Source organism: Chromobacterium piscinae (assembly GCF_021129175.1).
GTDB classification, from domain to species: domain Bacteria; phylum Pseudomonadota; class Gammaproteobacteria; order Burkholderiales; family Chromobacteriaceae; genus Chromobacterium; species Chromobacterium piscinae.
Genome location: NZ_JAJOHV010000003.1, coordinates 74,890 through 90,977 on the forward strand (window position 1 = coordinate 74,890; position 16,088 = coordinate 90,977).

The 16,088-nt window shown below is 62.2% G+C and carries 13 protein-coding genes; 9 read left to right on the plus strand and 4 right to left on the minus strand.

All coding sequences use genetic code 11. The features are described from left to right. Positions 1-18 precede the first annotated feature (18 nt). The 5 genes from gcvP (at position 19) to LQR33_RS00865 (ending at position 8,714) form a co-directional block, all read left to right on the plus strand. On the plus strand, positions 19-2,871 hold the full coding sequence (gene gcvP / locus LQR33_RS00845) for an aminomethyl-transferring glycine dehydrogenase (RefSeq protein ID WP_221664316.1): 2,853 nt from the start codon (positions 19-21) through the stop codon (positions 2,869-2,871). A gap of 215 nt (positions 2,872-3,086) precedes the next feature. Then, positions 3,087-3,722, plus strand: a complete 636-nt coding sequence (locus LQR33_RS00850) for a class I SAM-dependent methyltransferase (protein ID WP_221664314.1) — start codon at positions 3,087-3,089, stop codon at positions 3,720-3,722. A gap of 218 nt (positions 3,723-3,940) precedes the next feature. Beyond that, entirely contained in the window at positions 3,941-5,935 is a 1,995-nt protein-coding gene (locus tag LQR33_RS00855) for a putative bifunctional diguanylate cyclase/phosphodiesterase (RefSeq protein WP_231467033.1), read from the plus strand. Between the two features lie 186 nt (positions 5,936-6,121). After that, positions 6,122-7,705 (plus strand): ABC transporter substrate-binding protein, encoded by a 1,584-nt coding sequence (locus LQR33_RS00860; protein WP_231467035.1) that lies wholly within the window; start codon positions 6,122-6,124, stop codon positions 7,703-7,705. Positions 7,706-8,063: 358 nt separating this feature from the next. Next, a complete protein-coding gene (locus LQR33_RS00865) occupies positions 8,064-8,714 on the plus strand; it encodes a TetR/AcrR family transcriptional regulator (protein ID WP_221664310.1) in 651 nt (216 codons plus the stop codon). 225 nt (positions 8,715-8,939) lie between these two features. Here LQR33_RS00865 and LQR33_RS00870 read toward each other — a convergent pair whose 3' ends face one another. Next, positions 8,940-10,028 carry a porin gene (locus LQR33_RS00870; protein WP_231467036.1) on the minus strand — a complete coding sequence of 363 codons (1,089 nt, stop codon included), beginning with the start codon at positions 10,026-10,028 and terminating at the stop codon, positions 8,940-8,942. 651 nt (positions 10,029-10,679) lie between these two features. On the opposite strand from LQR33_RS00870, the gene LQR33_RS00875 reads away from it, so the two are divergent. After that, complete coding sequence (locus LQR33_RS00875; protein WP_231467039.1) at positions 10,680-11,534, plus strand: Rossmann-like and DUF2520 domain-containing protein; 855 nt, start codon at positions 10,680-10,682, stop codon at positions 11,532-11,534. A gap of 89 nt (positions 11,535-11,623) precedes the next feature. On the opposite strand, the gene pncB is transcribed toward LQR33_RS00875, so the two are convergent. Genes pncB through LQR33_RS00890 form a run of 3 tightly spaced genes read right to left on the minus strand, consistent with a single transcriptional unit; the run spans position 11,624 to position 14,144 of the window. Next, entirely contained in the window at positions 11,624-12,853 is a 1,230-nt protein-coding gene (gene pncB, locus LQR33_RS00880; protein ID WP_231179180.1) for a nicotinate phosphoribosyltransferase, read from the minus strand. Positions 12,854-12,861: 8 nt separating this feature from the next. Continuing rightward, positions 12,862-13,566 (minus strand): SAM-dependent methyltransferase, encoded by a 705-nt coding sequence (locus tag LQR33_RS00885; protein WP_166437955.1) that lies wholly within the window; start codon positions 13,564-13,566, stop codon positions 12,862-12,864. Then, positions 13,563-14,144, minus strand: a complete 582-nt coding sequence (locus tag LQR33_RS00890; RefSeq protein WP_166437956.1) for a Maf family protein — start codon at positions 14,142-14,144, stop codon at positions 13,563-13,565. The genes LQR33_RS00885 and LQR33_RS00890 overlap by 4 nt, the downstream gene beginning before the upstream one ends. A 118-nt stretch (positions 14,145-14,262) precedes the next feature. Between LQR33_RS00890 and LQR33_RS00895 the strand changes: the two genes are divergently transcribed. From LQR33_RS00895 to plsX, 3 genes are read left to right on the plus strand one after another with little or no spacing between them, the layout of a single operon-like run. Further along, positions 14,263-14,766 carry a YceD family protein gene (locus tag LQR33_RS00895; RefSeq protein WP_221664302.1) on the plus strand — a complete coding sequence of 168 codons (504 nt, stop codon included), beginning with the start codon at positions 14,263-14,265 and terminating at the stop codon, positions 14,764-14,766. 45 nt (positions 14,767-14,811) lie between these two features. After that, positions 14,812-14,991 carry a 50S ribosomal protein L32 gene (gene rpmF / locus LQR33_RS00900; protein WP_011136965.1) on the plus strand — a complete coding sequence of 60 codons (180 nt, stop codon included), beginning with the start codon at positions 14,812-14,814 and terminating at the stop codon, positions 14,989-14,991. Between the two features lie 57 nt (positions 14,992-15,048). After that, positions 15,049-16,086 carry a phosphate acyltransferase PlsX gene (gene plsX / locus LQR33_RS00905; RefSeq protein ID WP_166437958.1) on the plus strand — a complete coding sequence of 346 codons (1,038 nt, stop codon included), beginning with the start codon at positions 15,049-15,051 and terminating at the stop codon, positions 16,084-16,086. The last annotated feature ends 2 nt before the right edge of the window (positions 16,087-16,088 follow it).

The following is a 16,088-nucleotide window of genomic DNA, read 5'->3' on the forward strand; positions in this document are numbered from 1 at the left end:
AAGAAGGAAGTCTCAAGCATGTCGCTCTCCGAACTCTTCAATCGCCACGAATTCATCGCCCGCCACATTGGCCCGTCCGACGCCGAGCGCGCCGAGATGCTGGCCGCCGTCGGCCTGCCGTCCATCGACGCGCTGGTCGACCAGACCCTGCCGGCCGATATCCGCCTGAACCGCCGGCTGGACCTGCCGTCGCCGCAGCCGGAAGCCGAGGCGCTGGCCGCGCTGAAGGCTGTCGCCTCCAAGAACGTGGTCAACAAATCCTTCATCGGCCTGGGCTACTACCCGGTGCTGACGCCCACCGTCATCCTGCGCAATGTGCTGGAAAACCCGGGTTGGTACACCGCTTACACCCCGTACCAGGCCGAGATCGCCCAGGGCCGTCTGGAAGCATTGCTGAACTTCCAGCAGATGGTGATAGACCTGACCGGCCTGGAAATGGCCAACGCCTCGCTGTTGGACGAGGCTACCGCCGCCGCCGAGGCGATGGCGATGGCCAAGCGCGTGTCCAAGTCCAAGTCCGCCAGCTTCTTCGTCGACAGCCGCGTGCTGCCGCAGACGCTGGATGTGATGAAGACCCGCGCCAAGTACTTCGGTTTCGAGCTGGTGCTGGGCCATCCGGAAGAGGCCGGCAACGGCGATTACTTCGGCGCGCTGTTCCAGTATCCGGGCGAAGCCGGCGACCTGATCGACCTGACCCCGCACATCGCCGCGATCAAGGCCAAGGGCGGCGTGGTCGCCGTCGCCGCCGACGTGATGGCGCTGGTGGCGCTGAAGTCGCCGGCCGAGATGGGGGCCGACATCGCCCTGGGCAATACCCAGCGCTTCGGCGTGCCGATGGGCTTCGGCGGCCCGCACGCTGCTTACTTCGCGTTCAAGGATGAGATGAAGCGCTCGGCGCCGGGCCGCATCATCGGCGTGTCGATCGACGCCAAGGGTAAGACCGCGCTGCGCATGGCGCTGCAGACTCGCGAGCAGCACATCCGCCGCGAAAAGGCCAACTCCAACATCTGCACCAGCCAGGTGCTGCTGGCCAATATCGCCGGCCTGTACGCGGTCTACCATGGCGCGGAAGGCGTGCAGCGCATCGCCGCCCGCATCCATCGCCTAGCCGCCATCTTCGCCCACGCGGTGAAAGAGGCCGGCGGCAAGCTGGCGTTCGACCGCTTCTTCGATACCGTGCAGGTGGACGCGCCCAAGGCCGACGCCATCTACGCCGCCGCGCTGGCCGCCGGCTACAACCTGCGCCGCGTCGGCAAGACCGTGCTGGGCGTGGCCTTCCATGAGGCCGCCACCGAGGCGGACCTGGCCAAGCTGATTGAGCTGTTTACCGGCAAACCGGCGGATATCGCCGCCTTGGACGCCGCCGCCCAGGATGCCATCCCGGCGGCGCTGAAGCGCGAGTCAGCCATCCTGACCCACCCGGTGTTCAACACCCACCATAGCGAGCACGAGATGCTGCGCTATATGAAGAAGCTGGAAAACCGCGACCTGGCGATGAACCACTCGATGATTTCGCTAGGCAGCTGCACCATGAAGCTGAACGCCACCAGCGAGATGATCCCGATCACCTGGCCGGAATTCGCCAATATGCACCCGTTCGCGCCGCGCGAGCAGACCGTCGGCTATCTGGAAATGATTGCCGGCCTGGAGAAGCAGCTGCGCGCCATCACCGGCTTCGACGTCATCTCGATGCAGCCCAACTCCGGCGCCCAGGGCGAGTACGCCGGCCTGTTGGCCATCAGCCGCTACCATGAGTCGCGCGGCGAAGGCCACCGCGACATCTGCCTGATTCCGCAATCGGCGCACGGCACCAATCCGGCCACCGCGCAGATGATGAATATGCAAGTGGTGGTGGTGAAGTGCGACGAGGCCGGCAACGTCGACGTGGCCGACCTGAAGGCCAAGGCCGAGCAGCACGCCGCCAATCTGGCCGCGCTGATGATCACCTATCCGTCCACCCACGGGGTGTTCGAGCAGGGCATCAAACAGATCTGCGAGATCGTTCACGCCCACGGCGGCCAGGTCTACATGGACGGCGCCAACCTGAACGCCCAGGTGGGCCTGACCCGCCCGGCCGACATCGGCGCCGACGTGTCGCACATGAACCTGCACAAGACCTTCTGCATCCCGCACGGCGGCGGCGGGCCGGGCATGGGCCCGATCGGCCTGAAGGCCCATCTGGCGCCGTTCATCGCCAACCACGTGGTGGCGCCGGTGCCGGGCGCGGTGGAAGGACAAACTGCGGTCTCGGCCGCGCCGTTCGGCTCGGCCTCCATTCTGCCGATCTCGTACATGTACATCGCGATGATGGGCGCCGAGGGCATGAAGCAGGCGACCGAGAACGCGCTGCTGTCGGCCAACTATCTGGCTACCCGCCTGGCCGAGCATTTCCCGGTGCTGTACACCGGCGCCAACGGCCGCGTCGCCCACGAGTGCATCATCGACCTGCGCCCGCTGAAGGCGGCCTCCGGCGTGACCGAAGTGGACGTGGCCAAGCGCCTGATGGACTACGGCTTCCACGCGCCGACCATGAGCTTCCCGGTGCCGGGCACGCTGATGATCGAGCCGACCGAGTCGGAGCCCAAGGCCGAGCTAGACCGCTTCATCGCGGCGATGGCTTCCATTCGCGCCGAGATCGACCAGGTGCAAAGCGGCGCGTGGCCGGCGGACAACAATCCGCTCTGCAACGCGCCGCACAGCAAGGCTGACATCGCCGGCGACTGGAACCGCCCGTACAGCCGAGAGCAGGGCCTGTTCCCGCTGCCTTATGTGCTGGAAAACAAGTTCTGGCCGAGTGTGAACCGCATCGACGACGTCTACGGCGACCGCAACGTGGTATGCAGCTGCCCGGGGATGGAAAACTACGCGTAAACGCCTGCAGGACTTGCCGGTTCAACCTCAACCCGCCGCATTCAGTCGGCGGGTTTTTTATGTCTGATAAATGTGTAAGGGTAAATACTTAGAAATAGTAACTAAGTAGTCATACGTTCACGTACGAACTATCACTAAGGGGGATGCAACGCGGCCTGGTGGGGAAGGCGCGCAGGCGCATATCTGGGGCAAGAGGCAAGCGGGAGTGAGCGGAAATGTGTGTCGCTAATTTTGATGCTTTTTATCGAGGGAACGATTCCTTTTATGGCGACCGGCCGGCGCTGTCGCTGATGTATTTCCTGGAGAAGTACGGCGTGGGCGGCGGCGGAAGAGGGCTAGATCTGGCTTGCGGCCAGGGACGCAACGCGCTGTACCTTGCGAACCGCGGATTCTCCATGTTCGGCGTGGACGAATCGTCCGAGGCCGTGTCCAAGATGGGCGAGCAGGCCGATAGGCGGCGTCTGGATGTCAGCGGCAAGGTGGTCAATCTGACCGAGCTGGAAATCGAGCCGCAGCGTTACCGCATCATTGTCGCCTATACCGCGCTGGACCATGTCGACGCCGCCGCCGGCGAGCGGCTGGCCCAGGCGATGATGGAGGGGTTGGAGCCGGGCGGCTATCTGTTCGCCGCGGTGTTCATGGTGGACGACCCAGGCTGCTCAGGAACGGGCGGGGGCGTCAGCGAAACCGCGGCTTATGTCCGCCACTACTACCAGCCGGGCGAGCTGCGCGAGCAGTTTTCCGGATTGACTCCTCTGGCATACCAGGAAGAGTTCGCGCTGGATCTCAGCCATGGGCATCCGCACCATCACAGCATGGCCAGGTTGTTCGCTTATAAGCAGGCCGCCTGAGCGCGCGATCGCAAACCAAGAAAACAGGGCGCAAGCCCTGTTTTTCATTGCAGGAATGCATAGCGGGAATGCGCATCGGGCCAGGATCACCCGGGCTTGCTTCCCCGATGAGCAAAAAACGCGTCAGGAAATGAGACGTGTTTGTTACAATGGCAGGCGCCCGCGATGGCAGTCGCGCGGCGCTTTTTTGATGAATAAATAAAAGGTTAGCGGCGGACATGCCGATAAGAAGCGTACTTTCCTGGCAGGGGGCCGACCTGGAACTGCTGGAGGCCTTGAGCCTGCCGGTATGGATTTTCGATATCGACCACAAGCGGGTGTTCTGGGCCAACGAGGCCGGGCTGCAGGTGTGGGGAGCGGCCAGCCTGCTGGAATTGCAGGCGCGCGACATGTCGCAGGACATGTCGGTGTCGGTGGCGCAAAGGCTGGCCCAGTATCAGCAGGACTTCGAACGCGAAGGCGCTTGTTTCGTGGAAAGCTGGACGCTGTATCCCAACGGCCGGCCCAGCGTGCTCAAGGTGAAGTTCCGCGGCATACGGGTGAATGGCCGGATGCTGATGTTCTGCGAGGCGCAGAACAGCCTCAGCGCCGACCCGGCGTCCCTGCGCAGCACGGAAGCATTGCTGCATACCTCGGTGCTGATCACGCTTTACGACGGCAACGGCGGCGCGCTGTATCGCAACCCCGCGTCGCGTGAGCAGGTGGCGGTGGCCGGCGAAGGCTGGCGCCAGCATTTCGTCCACGACAGCGACTGGCAGCAGTTGCGGCAAGGCGTGGCCGCGTGCGGTGAATCGCGGCTGCTGGCGCGGGTGAATACGCGGGAAGGCATGCGCTGGCACGAAGTGTCAGCCCGCGCCTGCCGCGACGCGGTCACAGGGCAAGATGCGCTGCTGGTCAGCGAGGTGGACATCACCGATCTCAAGCACGCCGAGGCACGCGCCAGCTTCCTGGCCAATCACGACGTGCTGACTGGCTTGCCCAACCGCAACGGCATCCGCAGCGAGTTGTTGCCGCATCTGCAGCAGGCGCTGCGCAATGGCCGCCAGGTGGCGTTGATGTTCATCGATTTGGACCGCTTCAAGAACGTCAACGATTCGCTGGGCCACGCCTGCGGAGACGAGCTGCTGATCCGGATGGCCGGGCGGCTGGTCGGCTTGCTTGGCCATGACGAGAAGGCGGCGCGGCTGGGCGGCGACGAGTTCCTGGTGATGCTGAGCGCGCCGCAGGTGGCGGAGCGGGCCGAGGCGCTGGGGCGCCGCATCCTGCAGGCGCTGGCGGTGCCGATGCGGCTGGAGGGCATGGACGTCGGCGTGTCGGCGTCCATCGGCGTCAGCGTGTGCGAGGGCCGGACGCTGGACCTGGAGCAGATGATGCGCCATGCGGACTTGGCGATGTATGCCGCCAAGGATGCGGGGCGCAACAACCTGATGTTCTTCACGCCGGCGCTGGAGGCGCGCAGCCAGGCGCAGCTGGCGCTAGAGAACGATATCCGCCGAGGCCTGGAGCACGGCGAATTCATCGCCTATTTCCAGCCGCGGGTGGATATTGCCAGCGGACAGGTGGTCGGCGCCGAAGCCTTGGCGCGCTGGCGCCACCCCTTGCGCGGCTTGCTGATGCCGGACAGCTTCATTCCCATTTGCGAGGACTGCGGCATGGTGATGGAGCTGGGCCGGCAGATCCTGGTTCAGGCCGCGCGCCAGCAGCGCCTGTGGCGCGACCGGGGACTGGACTTGCTGGTGTCGGTCAATCTGTCCGCCAGCCAGTTTGTCGATCCCGGCCTGCCTGCCCTGGTGGAGCAGATACTCGCCGACAGCGGCTGCCAGCCGGACAAGCTGGAGTTGGAGATCACCGAGTCGGTGCTGCTGGGGCACGACGAGCAAACCATGCACACCTTGCAGGCCTTGCGCGCGCTGGGTCTGAGCATCGCGGTGGACGATTTCGGCACCGGCTATTCCAATCTGGCCTACCTGCAGCGCTATCCGCTTACCTCGCTGAAGATAGACCGTTCCTTCATCGCCGATCTGGACGACAAGTCGGCCATCACCGAGCTGATCACGACTCTGTGCCGGATGATGGGACTGAACATGGTGGCGGAGGGGGTGGAAACCGAAGCGCAGCTGGCCTGGCTGGCCGAGCGCGGCTGCCAGGAATACCAGGGCTATCTGTGCAGCCCGGCCTTGTCCGCGCAGGAATTCCTGCAGCGCTTGTTCTAGCGCTGTCGATAGGCGGGGGAGGCGAGAGCGGCCCCTGATAATCGTTTCTGCTCCACGGTCGCCGGGCGCCATGGACGGCCTCTTTATATCAATATGTGGATTAAATCGTTGGATTCGCGGCATTCTTCGCTTACCCTATGCCGGTAATGCAGGCGGCATGTTCCGGCCTGCGGCAAGGAGAATGAGATGAAGACATTGTGCGCCGCCGCGCTGGCGGCCCTGCTGCCGATGGCCGCTGTCGCGGCCAAGCCCCTGACCGTATGCACCGACGCCAATCCAGAAGGCTTCGATGTGGTGCAGTACAACTCGCTGGTCACCACCAACGCTTCCGCCGACGTATTGATGAACCGCCTGGTGGAGTACGACGCCGCCGCCGGCAAGCTGCAGCCGGGCCTGGCCAGCAGCTGGGAGGTGAGCGCGGACGGCCTGAGCTACACCTTCCATCTGCGGCCCAACGTCGGCTTCCATAGCACCGACTACTTCAAGCCGACGCGCAAGCTGAACGCCGACGATGTGGCGATCACTTTCGACCGGATGCTGAATCCGGACAATCCCTGGTACAAGACCGCGCCGGCCGGCTATCCGCATGCGCAGGCGATGCAGTTTCCCAAGCTGATCAAGGCGGTGCGCAAGCTCGATCCGCTGACGGTGCGCTTCGAGCTCAATTATCCGGAAGCCACCTTCCTGTCCAGCCTGACCATGGGCTTCGCTTCCATCTATTCCGCCGAATACATGTCGCAGCTGTTGGCTGCCGGCAAGACCGGCGAGCTCAACAGCAAGCCTGTCGGCACTGGGCCTTTCGTGTTCAAGAGCTTCGCCAAGGATGCCTTGGTGCGCTACGCGCCCAATCCGGTCTATTTCGGCGCCAAGCCCAAAGTATCCGCGCTGATCTACGCGATCACGCCGGATTCCAATGTGCGTCTGCAGAAGCTGCGCGCCGGCGAATGCCAGATCGCGCTGTCGCCCAAGCCGCAGGACGTGCAGGCAGCCAAGGCGGACGGCAAGCTGCAGATATCGCAGACGCCTGCCTTCATGACCGCCTTCGTCGCCTTCAACAGCCAGAAGAAGCCGTTGGACAACCCGCAGGTGCGGCAGGCGATCAATCTCGCCTTCGACAAGGCAAGTTATTTGAAGACGGTGTTCGGCAATGCCGCCAGCGCCGCCAACCTGGTCTATCCGCCCAATACCTGGAGCTACGACAAGACTATCAAGCCCTACGCCTATGATCCGGCGCAGGCGAAGAAGCTGCTGGCCCAGGCGGGCTACCCCAACGGTTTTGATGTTTCGGTGTGGGTGCGGCCCAGCGGCAGCACGCTGAACCCCAATCCCAAGGCCGGCGCGGAGCTGTTGCAGGCCGACTTGGCCAAAGTGGGCATCCGGCTGCAGATCAAGGTGCTGGAGTGGGGCGAGCTGATCAAGCGCGGCAAGGCCGGCGAGCACGAGATGCTGTTCATGGGCTGGGCCGGCGACAACGGCGATCCGGACAACTTCCTGACGCCGCAGTTTTCCTGCGCCGCAGTGCAGTCCGGCACCAATTTCGCTCGTTATTGCGACAGCAAGCTGGACAAGCTGATCGCCGACGGCAAGAAAACCAGCGATTTCAAGGCCAGAGCCAAATTGTACCAAGCCGCCCAGCACGCCATCCACGAGCAGGCGCTGTGGCTGCCGCTGGCGCATCCGATCGCTTATGGCTTGGCTCGCAAGGAGGTGACGGGTTATGTGGTTAATCCTTATGGACGGGTCAATTTCGCTAGTGTTGGCTTGAAATAAACGATTTCTCGAGTAAAAATAGACCACTCCGTTTTATAAACAGAGTGGTCTCTTTCTTTTTTTGGAGCTTGCGCCAAAGCAAAGCCGCATTCGTCCCGGGCGGAGATAATGCTTGATGGCGCGCAGGATGAGTGATTGCCGCGACAAAGTGCTTTGAGCCGCGTTGCCAGTTGCATGCAGGATGCCGGGATTTGGTAGTATTGCTGGAGCGGTCGCGTTTGGCGCGGCCGTCAGGAGAGAGAGGAGCGCCTTGCCGTTGGCGTGTCTTGCTTGTTCTTAGAATGTGCCCGCCCTCGCTTGAACATGCGCTTTCGCGTATCATCCGCCGGGCTCGGGCCGATAAATGATAAAACAATAGATGCAAACTAGACGAACACAGCAAAGCCGCAGGGAGTCCACCATAGGTAAACTGGTGGAGGCGGCGATCGAATGCCTGATGGAGAGCGGCTACCACGGCACCAGCGTGCAACTGATCTGCGGCCGCGCCGGCGTTTCGCAAGGCGCGCTGTTCCGCCACTTCGCCACCAAGAACGAGCTGATGCAGCCGGTGGGGCGCAAGGTGGTGGACGACATCTTCGAGTCCGCGCTCTCGTTGGCGGCGCAATTGCCTGCCGGCATGTCCGAGGAGGAGCGCATCATCGCGTTGATGAAGGCGCTGGTGATGTCGCCGCGCCACATCGTGCTGCTGGAGCTGCTGATGGCGGCGCGCACCACGCCGGATCTGCGCGACATCTTCCTGGGCAGCTCCAGCACCTATTTCCGCGACCGCTTCGTCGCGATGATGGCCTCGCTGTTTCCGCGCTATGCGATCTCCACCGGCTTCTTCGCCACCCTGCTCACCATGATGACCACGATGCACGGCATGGCGCTGTACCGCACGCTGGCAGAGCATCCGGAAGGCGACAAGATGCGCGAGCAATGGCTTCTGTCCGCGTTGAGAGCCGAGCTGGAGCGGATACGGCAGGAAGGGGCGGATACCCGTAACCCGGTTTACCAGCTGCCGTTCTGAATATCCGTTTTTCAGCTGAAAACCCCGTCGCCTGCGGCGGGGTTTTTGTTTGCCTATCTGTCTTGACGCTGGCAGGAGGCTAACTGAAGGGTTTGCCAGCTATGCGACGGCGTTTGCCGCCCGCGCGGCTCAGTCGCTATTCATTTGAAGCAGATATGAAAAAAGACCCACCGGAGCGGGTCTTTTTTGCGTCTAAGTTCGCAGGTTCTTGCGTCGAACCGGCTATTAGAACTTGTGAACCATGTTCAGGCCGAAAGCCTTCAGGTCTTCGTTCTTGCCCTTAACGGCGATCTGGCCGTATTGAGCGCCGAAGGTGGTGCGCTTGGAGATGGCGTAGTCAGCGCCCAGAACGTACTGGTCGTACTGGGAGTTGCCTACCTTCACGCCGCCAACTTCAACCTTGTCGCCGTGCACGTAGGAGAACTTCGGAGTGATGGCGCCGAAGGTGTAGGCAGCGGTCAGAGCGTATTCGCGGGTCTTGACCTTGCCATTTACATCCGGAACGGCGGAGAAGGTCAGGTCATTGCTAACCAGGCCGTACCAAGAAGAACCGACAACGTCAACGCCGCCCTTGGCTTGTTGATAGCCGAAGCCTACGAACAGGTTGTTGGCGTTGTAGCCAACTTCCAGGCGATGCTTGTCGTTGGCGGTGTTATTCAGAGTAACGCCATCGATGGAGGCGCTAACCGAAGAAGTTGCCTTGCTCTGATGGGTGTAAGCGTACTTGCCGAAGAAGCCGCTGTTTTCGTAACCCAGGCCCAGAACGGTGGTTTCGCGATCTTTGTTAGGCTGGCCGATGGCGGTGCCCTTGTTTTCCTTCACGCCGTATTGCAGAGCGGCGGTCAGGCCCGGAACCACGGTCGGCAGATCGTAGCGTACGGAGTTCTTCAGACGGTCGCCGTCGCGGGTGAAGATGCTCAGGCCCAGAGCGTCGCTCTTGTATTCCCAGGTGTCAACGGTGCCCATGTCGCTGTCCAGGAAGTTGGACACGTTACCCAGGCGTACGGTGCCGAAGCCGCCTTGCAGACCGATGAAGGACTCACGGTTAGCGAAGGTGCCGCTGTCGGAAGGCTTGCTGCTGGTACCGTCGATGCCGAAACCGGTTTCAACTTGCCAGATGGTCTTCAGGCCGTTGCCCAGGTCTTCGGAACCCTTGAAGCCGATGCGGGAACCCAGATCGTCAACGTTGGTTTGCTTGGTGGAACCGTTGTCGACGTATTCAACGCCGCCTTTGATTTTGCCGTAGATGGTTACGTCGGCGAATGCGGCAGCCGGCAGGGTGGCTACCAGCAGGGCGATCAGACTCTTTTTCATGGTCAAGTCATCCTTTTTTAGGTTTAGGAATGTGAGCAAATGCTATTGGCTGGGTTGTGAAAATGCAACTTCACCTGCCGAATTGTGTTGCTATCAAGCAACTCTTGTTGTGTTTTGCGCAGTACGAAATTCGATTTTGTTTGTTGTAAGTTGCTGAATCGTCAGGATTGTTACTGTGGTTGTGTGTGGCTTTAGAGTGTGTTGCAAAAAAGCATCAATGTTATGAAATGCTTATGATTATTGGGTTTTATGAGGATGGCTGCCTGCAACTGGCAAAAAAATAGCCCGTCCGGAAGGGGCGGGCTGAAAAATCAACGTGACTTGAAGTGAATCCAGCAGGCGCGGATTGCATCCACGTGAATTCGCTTTCAATCATGATAAAAGAAAGCGTTGACTCTGTAAATGGAGTGGATATTCTATTTTTGAATTATTTGTTAATGTGGATTGTATTCAACGTATTGATTTTGTTTGAAAATTTACATGTCGAATAAGTTGCAAAAATGCGCACCTATCGTCCTGTGGTGAGGCATTTTGGCTACGAAATCATGCGTTTGGGGGCTTGATGCGTGCCTGGCGCGGCGGCTGGCGATGGCGGAAATCCCCTACAATGTCGCCTTCGGATTCGAGGCTGCGGCCAGGTATATATAAGGTATGCAAACACTGACAGTGGTGGGGCTGGGCAGATTGGGGCGCAGCGTGGCCAGGCTGGCGGCGTTGAGCGGCGCGTATCGTCTGCTCGATGTGATGGGGCGGCGTTTGCCGCCGCTGGAGGAGGCGCGCGCCTTTGTCGGCGCCGGGCGGCTGGTGAGCGACATGAGGCAGTTGGCGCGGGCCGACCTGTATCTGCTGGCGGTGCCGGATGCCGCCATCGCATCCTGCGCGCGCGCGCTGGCGGCGGCGGGCGTGGCGCCTGAGGGCTCTGTGGTGTTTCACGCCAGCGGCGTGGGCGACGCTTCGTTGTTGCAGCCGCTGGCGGAGCAGGGGGCGCTGACCGCCAGCTTGCACCCGGCGTTTTCCTTCGCCGATCCTGGGCGGGCGGTGGAGGGCTTTGCCGGCACGCTGTGCGCGCTGGAGGGCGACGAGGAAGCCTGCCGCAGGCTGGAGGCTTTCGCGCGCGCGCTGGGCGGGCGGCCGTTCCGGCTGGCGCCTGGCGGCAAGGCCGCCTATCACGCAGGCTTGTCGGTGGCGTCCAATTTTCTGGTGGCGCTGACCGAGATGGCGCGGCAGCTGACGGTCCGCGCCGGCGTGCCGCCGGAATTGACGCAGCCTTTGCTGGGCGGCTTGATGCGGCAGACGCTGGACAATGCGCTGGAGATGGGGCCGTACGACGCGCTGACCGGGCCTATCCTGCGCGGGGATATCGGCACTGTCGAGCGCCATCTGGAGGTGCTGGCCGATACCGGCTTGCTTCCCGCCTACCGCGCGCTGGGCCGCCAGGTGGCGGCGCTGGCCGGGGAGCGCCTGCAGGAGCCGGCGCGCCAGCAGTTGCTGGCGCTGCTGTACTGAGCCGGCTTGGCGCCTGGCAAAAGCTCGCGGAGCGCCTGAACAAGGCGCGACGACGCGGGCGGTGCCAGTCGAATAGGCGCAGCGCAGGGTCAGGGGGTTGTCGGCGGCTCTTGGCGCGGGGCGGGCACCTTGAATACCTGGCGCAGGTAGGCGAGGAAGGTTTCGTCGCTGCACATGGTCTTGCCCGGGCTGTCGGACAGCTTGGCCACCGGCTGGCCGTTGCAGCTGACCAACTTCAGCACGATTTGCAGCGGCTCCAGCCCCATGTCGTTGGTGAAGTGGGTGCCGATGCCGAAGCTGACCTGGATGTGCGGGCTGAAGTAGCGCTGCAGCGCCAGCGCGCTGTCGACGCTGAGTCCGTCGCTGAAGGTCAGCATCTTGGTCGCCGGATCGATCCGCAGCTTGCGGTAATGGGCGATCGCTCGCTCTCCCCATATATAAGGATCGCCGCTGTCGTGGCGCAGGCCGTCGAACAGCTTGGCGAAATAGAGGTCGAAGTCGGCCAGAAAGGCGTCCATGCCGACCACGTCGGTCAGCGCGATGCCCAGGTCGCCGCGGTATTCCTGCACCCACGATTCCAGCGCCGCTTTCTGGAAGTCCCGCAGCCGCACGCCCAGCGCCTGAAATGCTTGGAAGAATTCGTGGGCCATGGTGCCGATCGGCGTGATGCCCAGCTTGCGGGCCAGGTAGACGTTGCTGGTGCCGCGGAATACCTGCGGCAGCGCATGGTTCAGCCTCTCCACCACGTGGGCCTGCCAGTCGCGGCTGAAACGGCGGCGAGTGCCGAAGTCGGCGATCAGCAGCGGAAAGCGCTGGCCGGCGGCCTCTTCGCGCTGGAAGCGCTCCAGTTCGGCCAGCTTGGCTTCCAGCCGGCGGCGGCCTTCCTCGCGCACCGCCTTGCTGTCCAGTGGTCGGAAATACAGCTCGTTGACGATTGCCAGCACGAAGATCTCGAAGAACATCGCTTGCACCATCGGGCCTTTGATCCGGATGGCCAGCTGCTCGCCTTCCTCGCTTACGCTGATGAAGCGGCGTTGCAGGTGGAACAGTTCCAGATAGTCGACATAATCGCTTTTGATGAAGCGCAGGCCGCGCAGGTAATCCAGCTCGTCCTGGCTGAAGCGCAGTTCGCACAGCAGGTCCAGCTGCGCTTCCAGCTGTTGCCTCAATTGCGTCAGCGGCGTATCCGGATGATTGCGGCAGCGGAATTCGTACTCGCCGTGGGCGGCGGGGAATTGGTGCAGCACCACTTGCAGCATGGTGAACTTGTAAAGATCGGTATCCAGCAGCGACTGGATGATGGGCGTGTTCTTGGGCATGGCGCTTCTCAGGCGGCGTGGATCACGAAGATCGCCGGCCGTTTGTGCAGATCGGGCGGGTTTTGCGGCCAGTCCTGCACCCGATGGCTGACGATGGTCTGCGTCGGCAGGGTCAGGTCGCAGGCTACCGCGAGCCGGGTGGAGGGCGCCAGCGTTTCGCGCAGCTGGGCCAGCAGAGCGTTGTTGCGGTATGGCGTTTCGATGAACAATTGGGTTTCGTTGTTTTTGCGCGAGCGTTGTTCCAGTTCTTTCACCAGCTTGGCTTTGTCGGTGGCGTCCACCGGCAGGTAGCCGTGGAAGGCGAAGCACTGGCCATTGGCGCCGCTGGCCATTAGCGCCAGCAGAATGGAGGAGGGGCCGATCAGCGGCTCGACGTGGATGCCGTGCTTGTGCGCCAGCGCCACTAGTTGAGCGCCGGGGTCGGCCACGGCCGGGCAGCCGGCCTCGGAGATCAGGCCGACATCGTGTCCGGCCTTCAGCGGCGCCAGCAGCGCGGCGACATCCGCCTCCTTGGTGTGCTCGTTCAGCGTGCTCATGGATAGCTCGCGGATCGGCGTTGTCACGCCCAGCGCTTTCAGGTGCTTGCGCGCGGTCTTTTCCGCCTCGACAACGAAATGGCTGATGTGGACGACTTTGGCGCGCTCGCCTTCCGGCAGCCAAGCGATGTTTTCGTCGCCCAGTGGAGCGGGAATCAGGAATAGGGTGCTGCTCATTTCAGCACCTCCACGCCCTCGTTGCCCAGCATGGATATCAACTGGAACAGCGGCACGCCGATCAGCGCGTTGGGGTCGTCGGATTCCACTTTTTCCAGCAGCGCGCCGCCCAGGCCCTCGCTTTTGGCGCTGCCCGCGCAGTGGAGGGCATCTGGTTCGCGGGTGAGGTAATTACGGATCTGCGCCTCGGTCAGCGCGCGCAGCGTGACGCGGGTGATGCCCACGCATTCCTGCAGCCGGCCGCTGGCGCTGTTGTATAGCGCCAACGCCGAGTGGAAGACTACGGTGCGGCCGCTCATCCACATCAGCATCTCCACGCCCTGTTCGAAGCCGCCGGGTTTGCCGATCTGTTTGCCATCCAGCAGCGCTACTTGATCGGAGCCTATGATCAGCGCGCCGGGATGCTTGCCGGCCAGCGATTGCGCCTTGGTGCGGGCCAGGCGCACTGCGGTTTCCAGCGCGGTTTCGCCGGCTAGCGGCGTTTCGTCGCAGATCGGCGGTTCGGCGCTGAAAGGCAGACCCAGGCGGGCGATGATTTCTTGGCGGTAGCGGGAGGTGGAAGCCAGTACGATGTGCATGATGCGAGCCGGTTGACGGCAACGCCGGCGGCGCGGCCGCGTCGGCCGGCGGCCACGGTTCGGCCTTGCCTTGTTTCTTTTGACAAATCAGGGGAATGGATTGTACCATGCGGAGTTTATGTCTAAACCGATTTTGATCGATCCGCTCAAGTTCGCCCGGGAGGGGCGCTCGCTGTCCGGCAAACTGCCGGTCGGCGGGTTGGATGAGCGCGTTCATAGCGACCTGTCGGACACCTCTGGCGAGGTGTCTTATCAGCTCGACGGCTCTCGCGACGAGCTGCAGCGTTTTACGCTGCGCATCCGCCTGACGGCGGACCTGCGAGTCACCTGTCAGCGTTGCCTGGACGGCATGCCGTTCAGCCTGGACACCGATTCGGTGGTCACGCTGTTCGCCAGCCAGGAAAAGCTGGACGAGGCCTGCGAGCAGGATGAAGAGCTGGACGCGGTTCTCGCCGAACCCGAACTGGACGTGATTGCGCTGATCGAAGACGAAATCATCATGGGCTTGCCGCATTCGCCGAAACACGACGAATGCAGCAGGGATACTCTCTCGCTCGCCAAGGCTGACAAGCCCAACCCGTTTGCGGTGCTGGCGGCGCTTAAGAGACCCAAGTCCGAGTAACCCGGATTCGCATTAGAATCTACTTGAATTTCTTAGGAGTCGACCATGGCTGTTCAACAGAACAAAAAGTCCCCGTCCAAGCGCGGCATGCATCGTGCACACGATTTTCTGACCGCCCCGGCCCTGGCAGTTGAAGCCAGCACCGGTGAAGCCCACCTGCGTCACCACATCAGCCCGAACGGCTTCTACCGTGGCCGCAAGGTTGTGAAGACCAAGGGCGAGTAATCTCCCCGTCCTCACTTCCTTTCCTTTTTTGGTAGGCACTTTATACCGCAATCGTTGATGACTATCACCGTCGCGGTTGATGCTATGGGCGGTGACGTTGGCCTCAAGGTTACCGTCCCGGCATCGATCCAATTCCTGCAAGACCACCCCGACATCCATCTGATTCTCGTAGGCGACCAGCCAGCCCTGGAGGCTGAATTGGCCCTGCACGATGGCGCCGTGCGTGAGCGCATCCTCATCCAGCACGCCACCCAAGTGGTGGGAATGGACGAGGCGCCTCAGCTCGCCCTCAAGAATAAAAAAGATTCGTCGATGCGGGTGGCGATCAATCTGGTCAAGGAAGGCAGGGCGCAGGCCGCAGTCTCCGCCGGCAACACCGGCGCGCTGATGGCTACCGCGCGCTTCGTCCTCAAGACCATTCCGGGCATCGACCGTCCCGCCATCGCCAAGCTGCTGCCCAATGTAAAGGGCACTTCCTGCGTGCTGGATCTGGGCGCCAACGTCGATTGCACCCCAGAACAACTTTTGCAGTTCGGCATCATGGGTTCCGAACTGATGGCCTGCCTGCAAGGCAAGGCCAATCCTTCCGTCGGCCTGTTGAATATCGGCAGCGAAGATATCAAGGGCAACGACAATATCAAGAAGACTGCCGAGCTGTTGCGCCAGTCGGAGCTGAATTTCTACGGCAACGTGGAAGGTGACGACATCTGCAAGGGCACGACCGATGTGGTAGTCTGCGATGGTTTTACCGGCAATGTGGCGCTCAAGACAGCTGAGGGGCTGGCGCACATGTTCGCCGTATTCCTGAAGGAAGAGTTCGGCCGCAGCTGGTGGACGCGCTTGTGCGCGTTGGCCGCGCTGCCGGTGCTGGGCCTTTTCAAGAAGCGCATCGATCCGCGCCGCTACAATGGGGCCAGCTTGCTGGGCCTGCGCGGCATCGTGGTGAAAAGCCACGGCGGCGCCGATGTCACGGGATTTCGTTACGCGTTGGCGCAGGCATGCGAGGAGGCCGGTTCCGACGTGATTGCACACATCGCCGATCGGGTTGCCAAACAACTAGACAACCTCAAGCAATCCGAGGCGGAAGCGAACTGAAA

Coding starts and splice junctions, on each gene's coding strand:
- gcvP (WP_221664316.1), top strand. CDS start 19: ATGTCGCTCTCCGAACTCTTCAATCGCCACGAATTCATCGCCCGCCAC.
- LQR33_RS00850 (WP_221664314.1), top strand. CDS start 3,087: ATGTGTGTCGCTAATTTTGATGCTTTTTATCGAGGGAACGATTCCTTT.
- LQR33_RS00855 (WP_231467033.1), top strand. CDS start 3,941: ATGCCGATAAGAAGCGTACTTTCCTGGCAGGGGGCCGACCTGGAACTG.
- LQR33_RS00860 (WP_231467035.1), top strand. CDS start 6,122: ATGAAGACATTGTGCGCCGCCGCGCTGGCGGCCCTGCTGCCGATGGCC.
- LQR33_RS00865 (WP_221664310.1), top strand. CDS start 8,064: ATGCAAACTAGACGAACACAGCAAAGCCGCAGGGAGTCCACCATAGGT.
- LQR33_RS00870 (WP_231467036.1), bottom strand. CDS start 10,028: ATGAAAAAGAGTCTGATCGCCCTGCTGGTAGCCACCCTGCCGGCTGCC.
- LQR33_RS00875 (WP_231467039.1), top strand. CDS start 10,680: ATGCAAACACTGACAGTGGTGGGGCTGGGCAGATTGGGGCGCAGCGTG.
- pncB (WP_231179180.1), bottom strand. CDS start 12,853: ATGCCCAAGAACACGCCCATCATCCAGTCGCTGCTGGATACCGATCTT.
- LQR33_RS00885 (WP_166437955.1), bottom strand. CDS start 13,566: ATGAGCAGCACCCTATTCCTGATTCCCGCTCCACTGGGCGACGAAAAC.
- LQR33_RS00890 (WP_166437956.1), bottom strand. CDS start 14,144: ATGCACATCGTACTGGCTTCCACCTCCCGCTACCGCCAAGAAATCATC.
- LQR33_RS00895 (WP_221664302.1), top strand. CDS start 14,263: ATGTCTAAACCGATTTTGATCGATCCGCTCAAGTTCGCCCGGGAGGGG.
- rpmF (WP_011136965.1), top strand. CDS start 14,812: ATGGCTGTTCAACAGAACAAAAAGTCCCCGTCCAAGCGCGGCATGCAT.
- plsX (WP_166437958.1), top strand. CDS start 15,049: ATGACTATCACCGTCGCGGTTGATGCTATGGGCGGTGACGTTGGCCTC.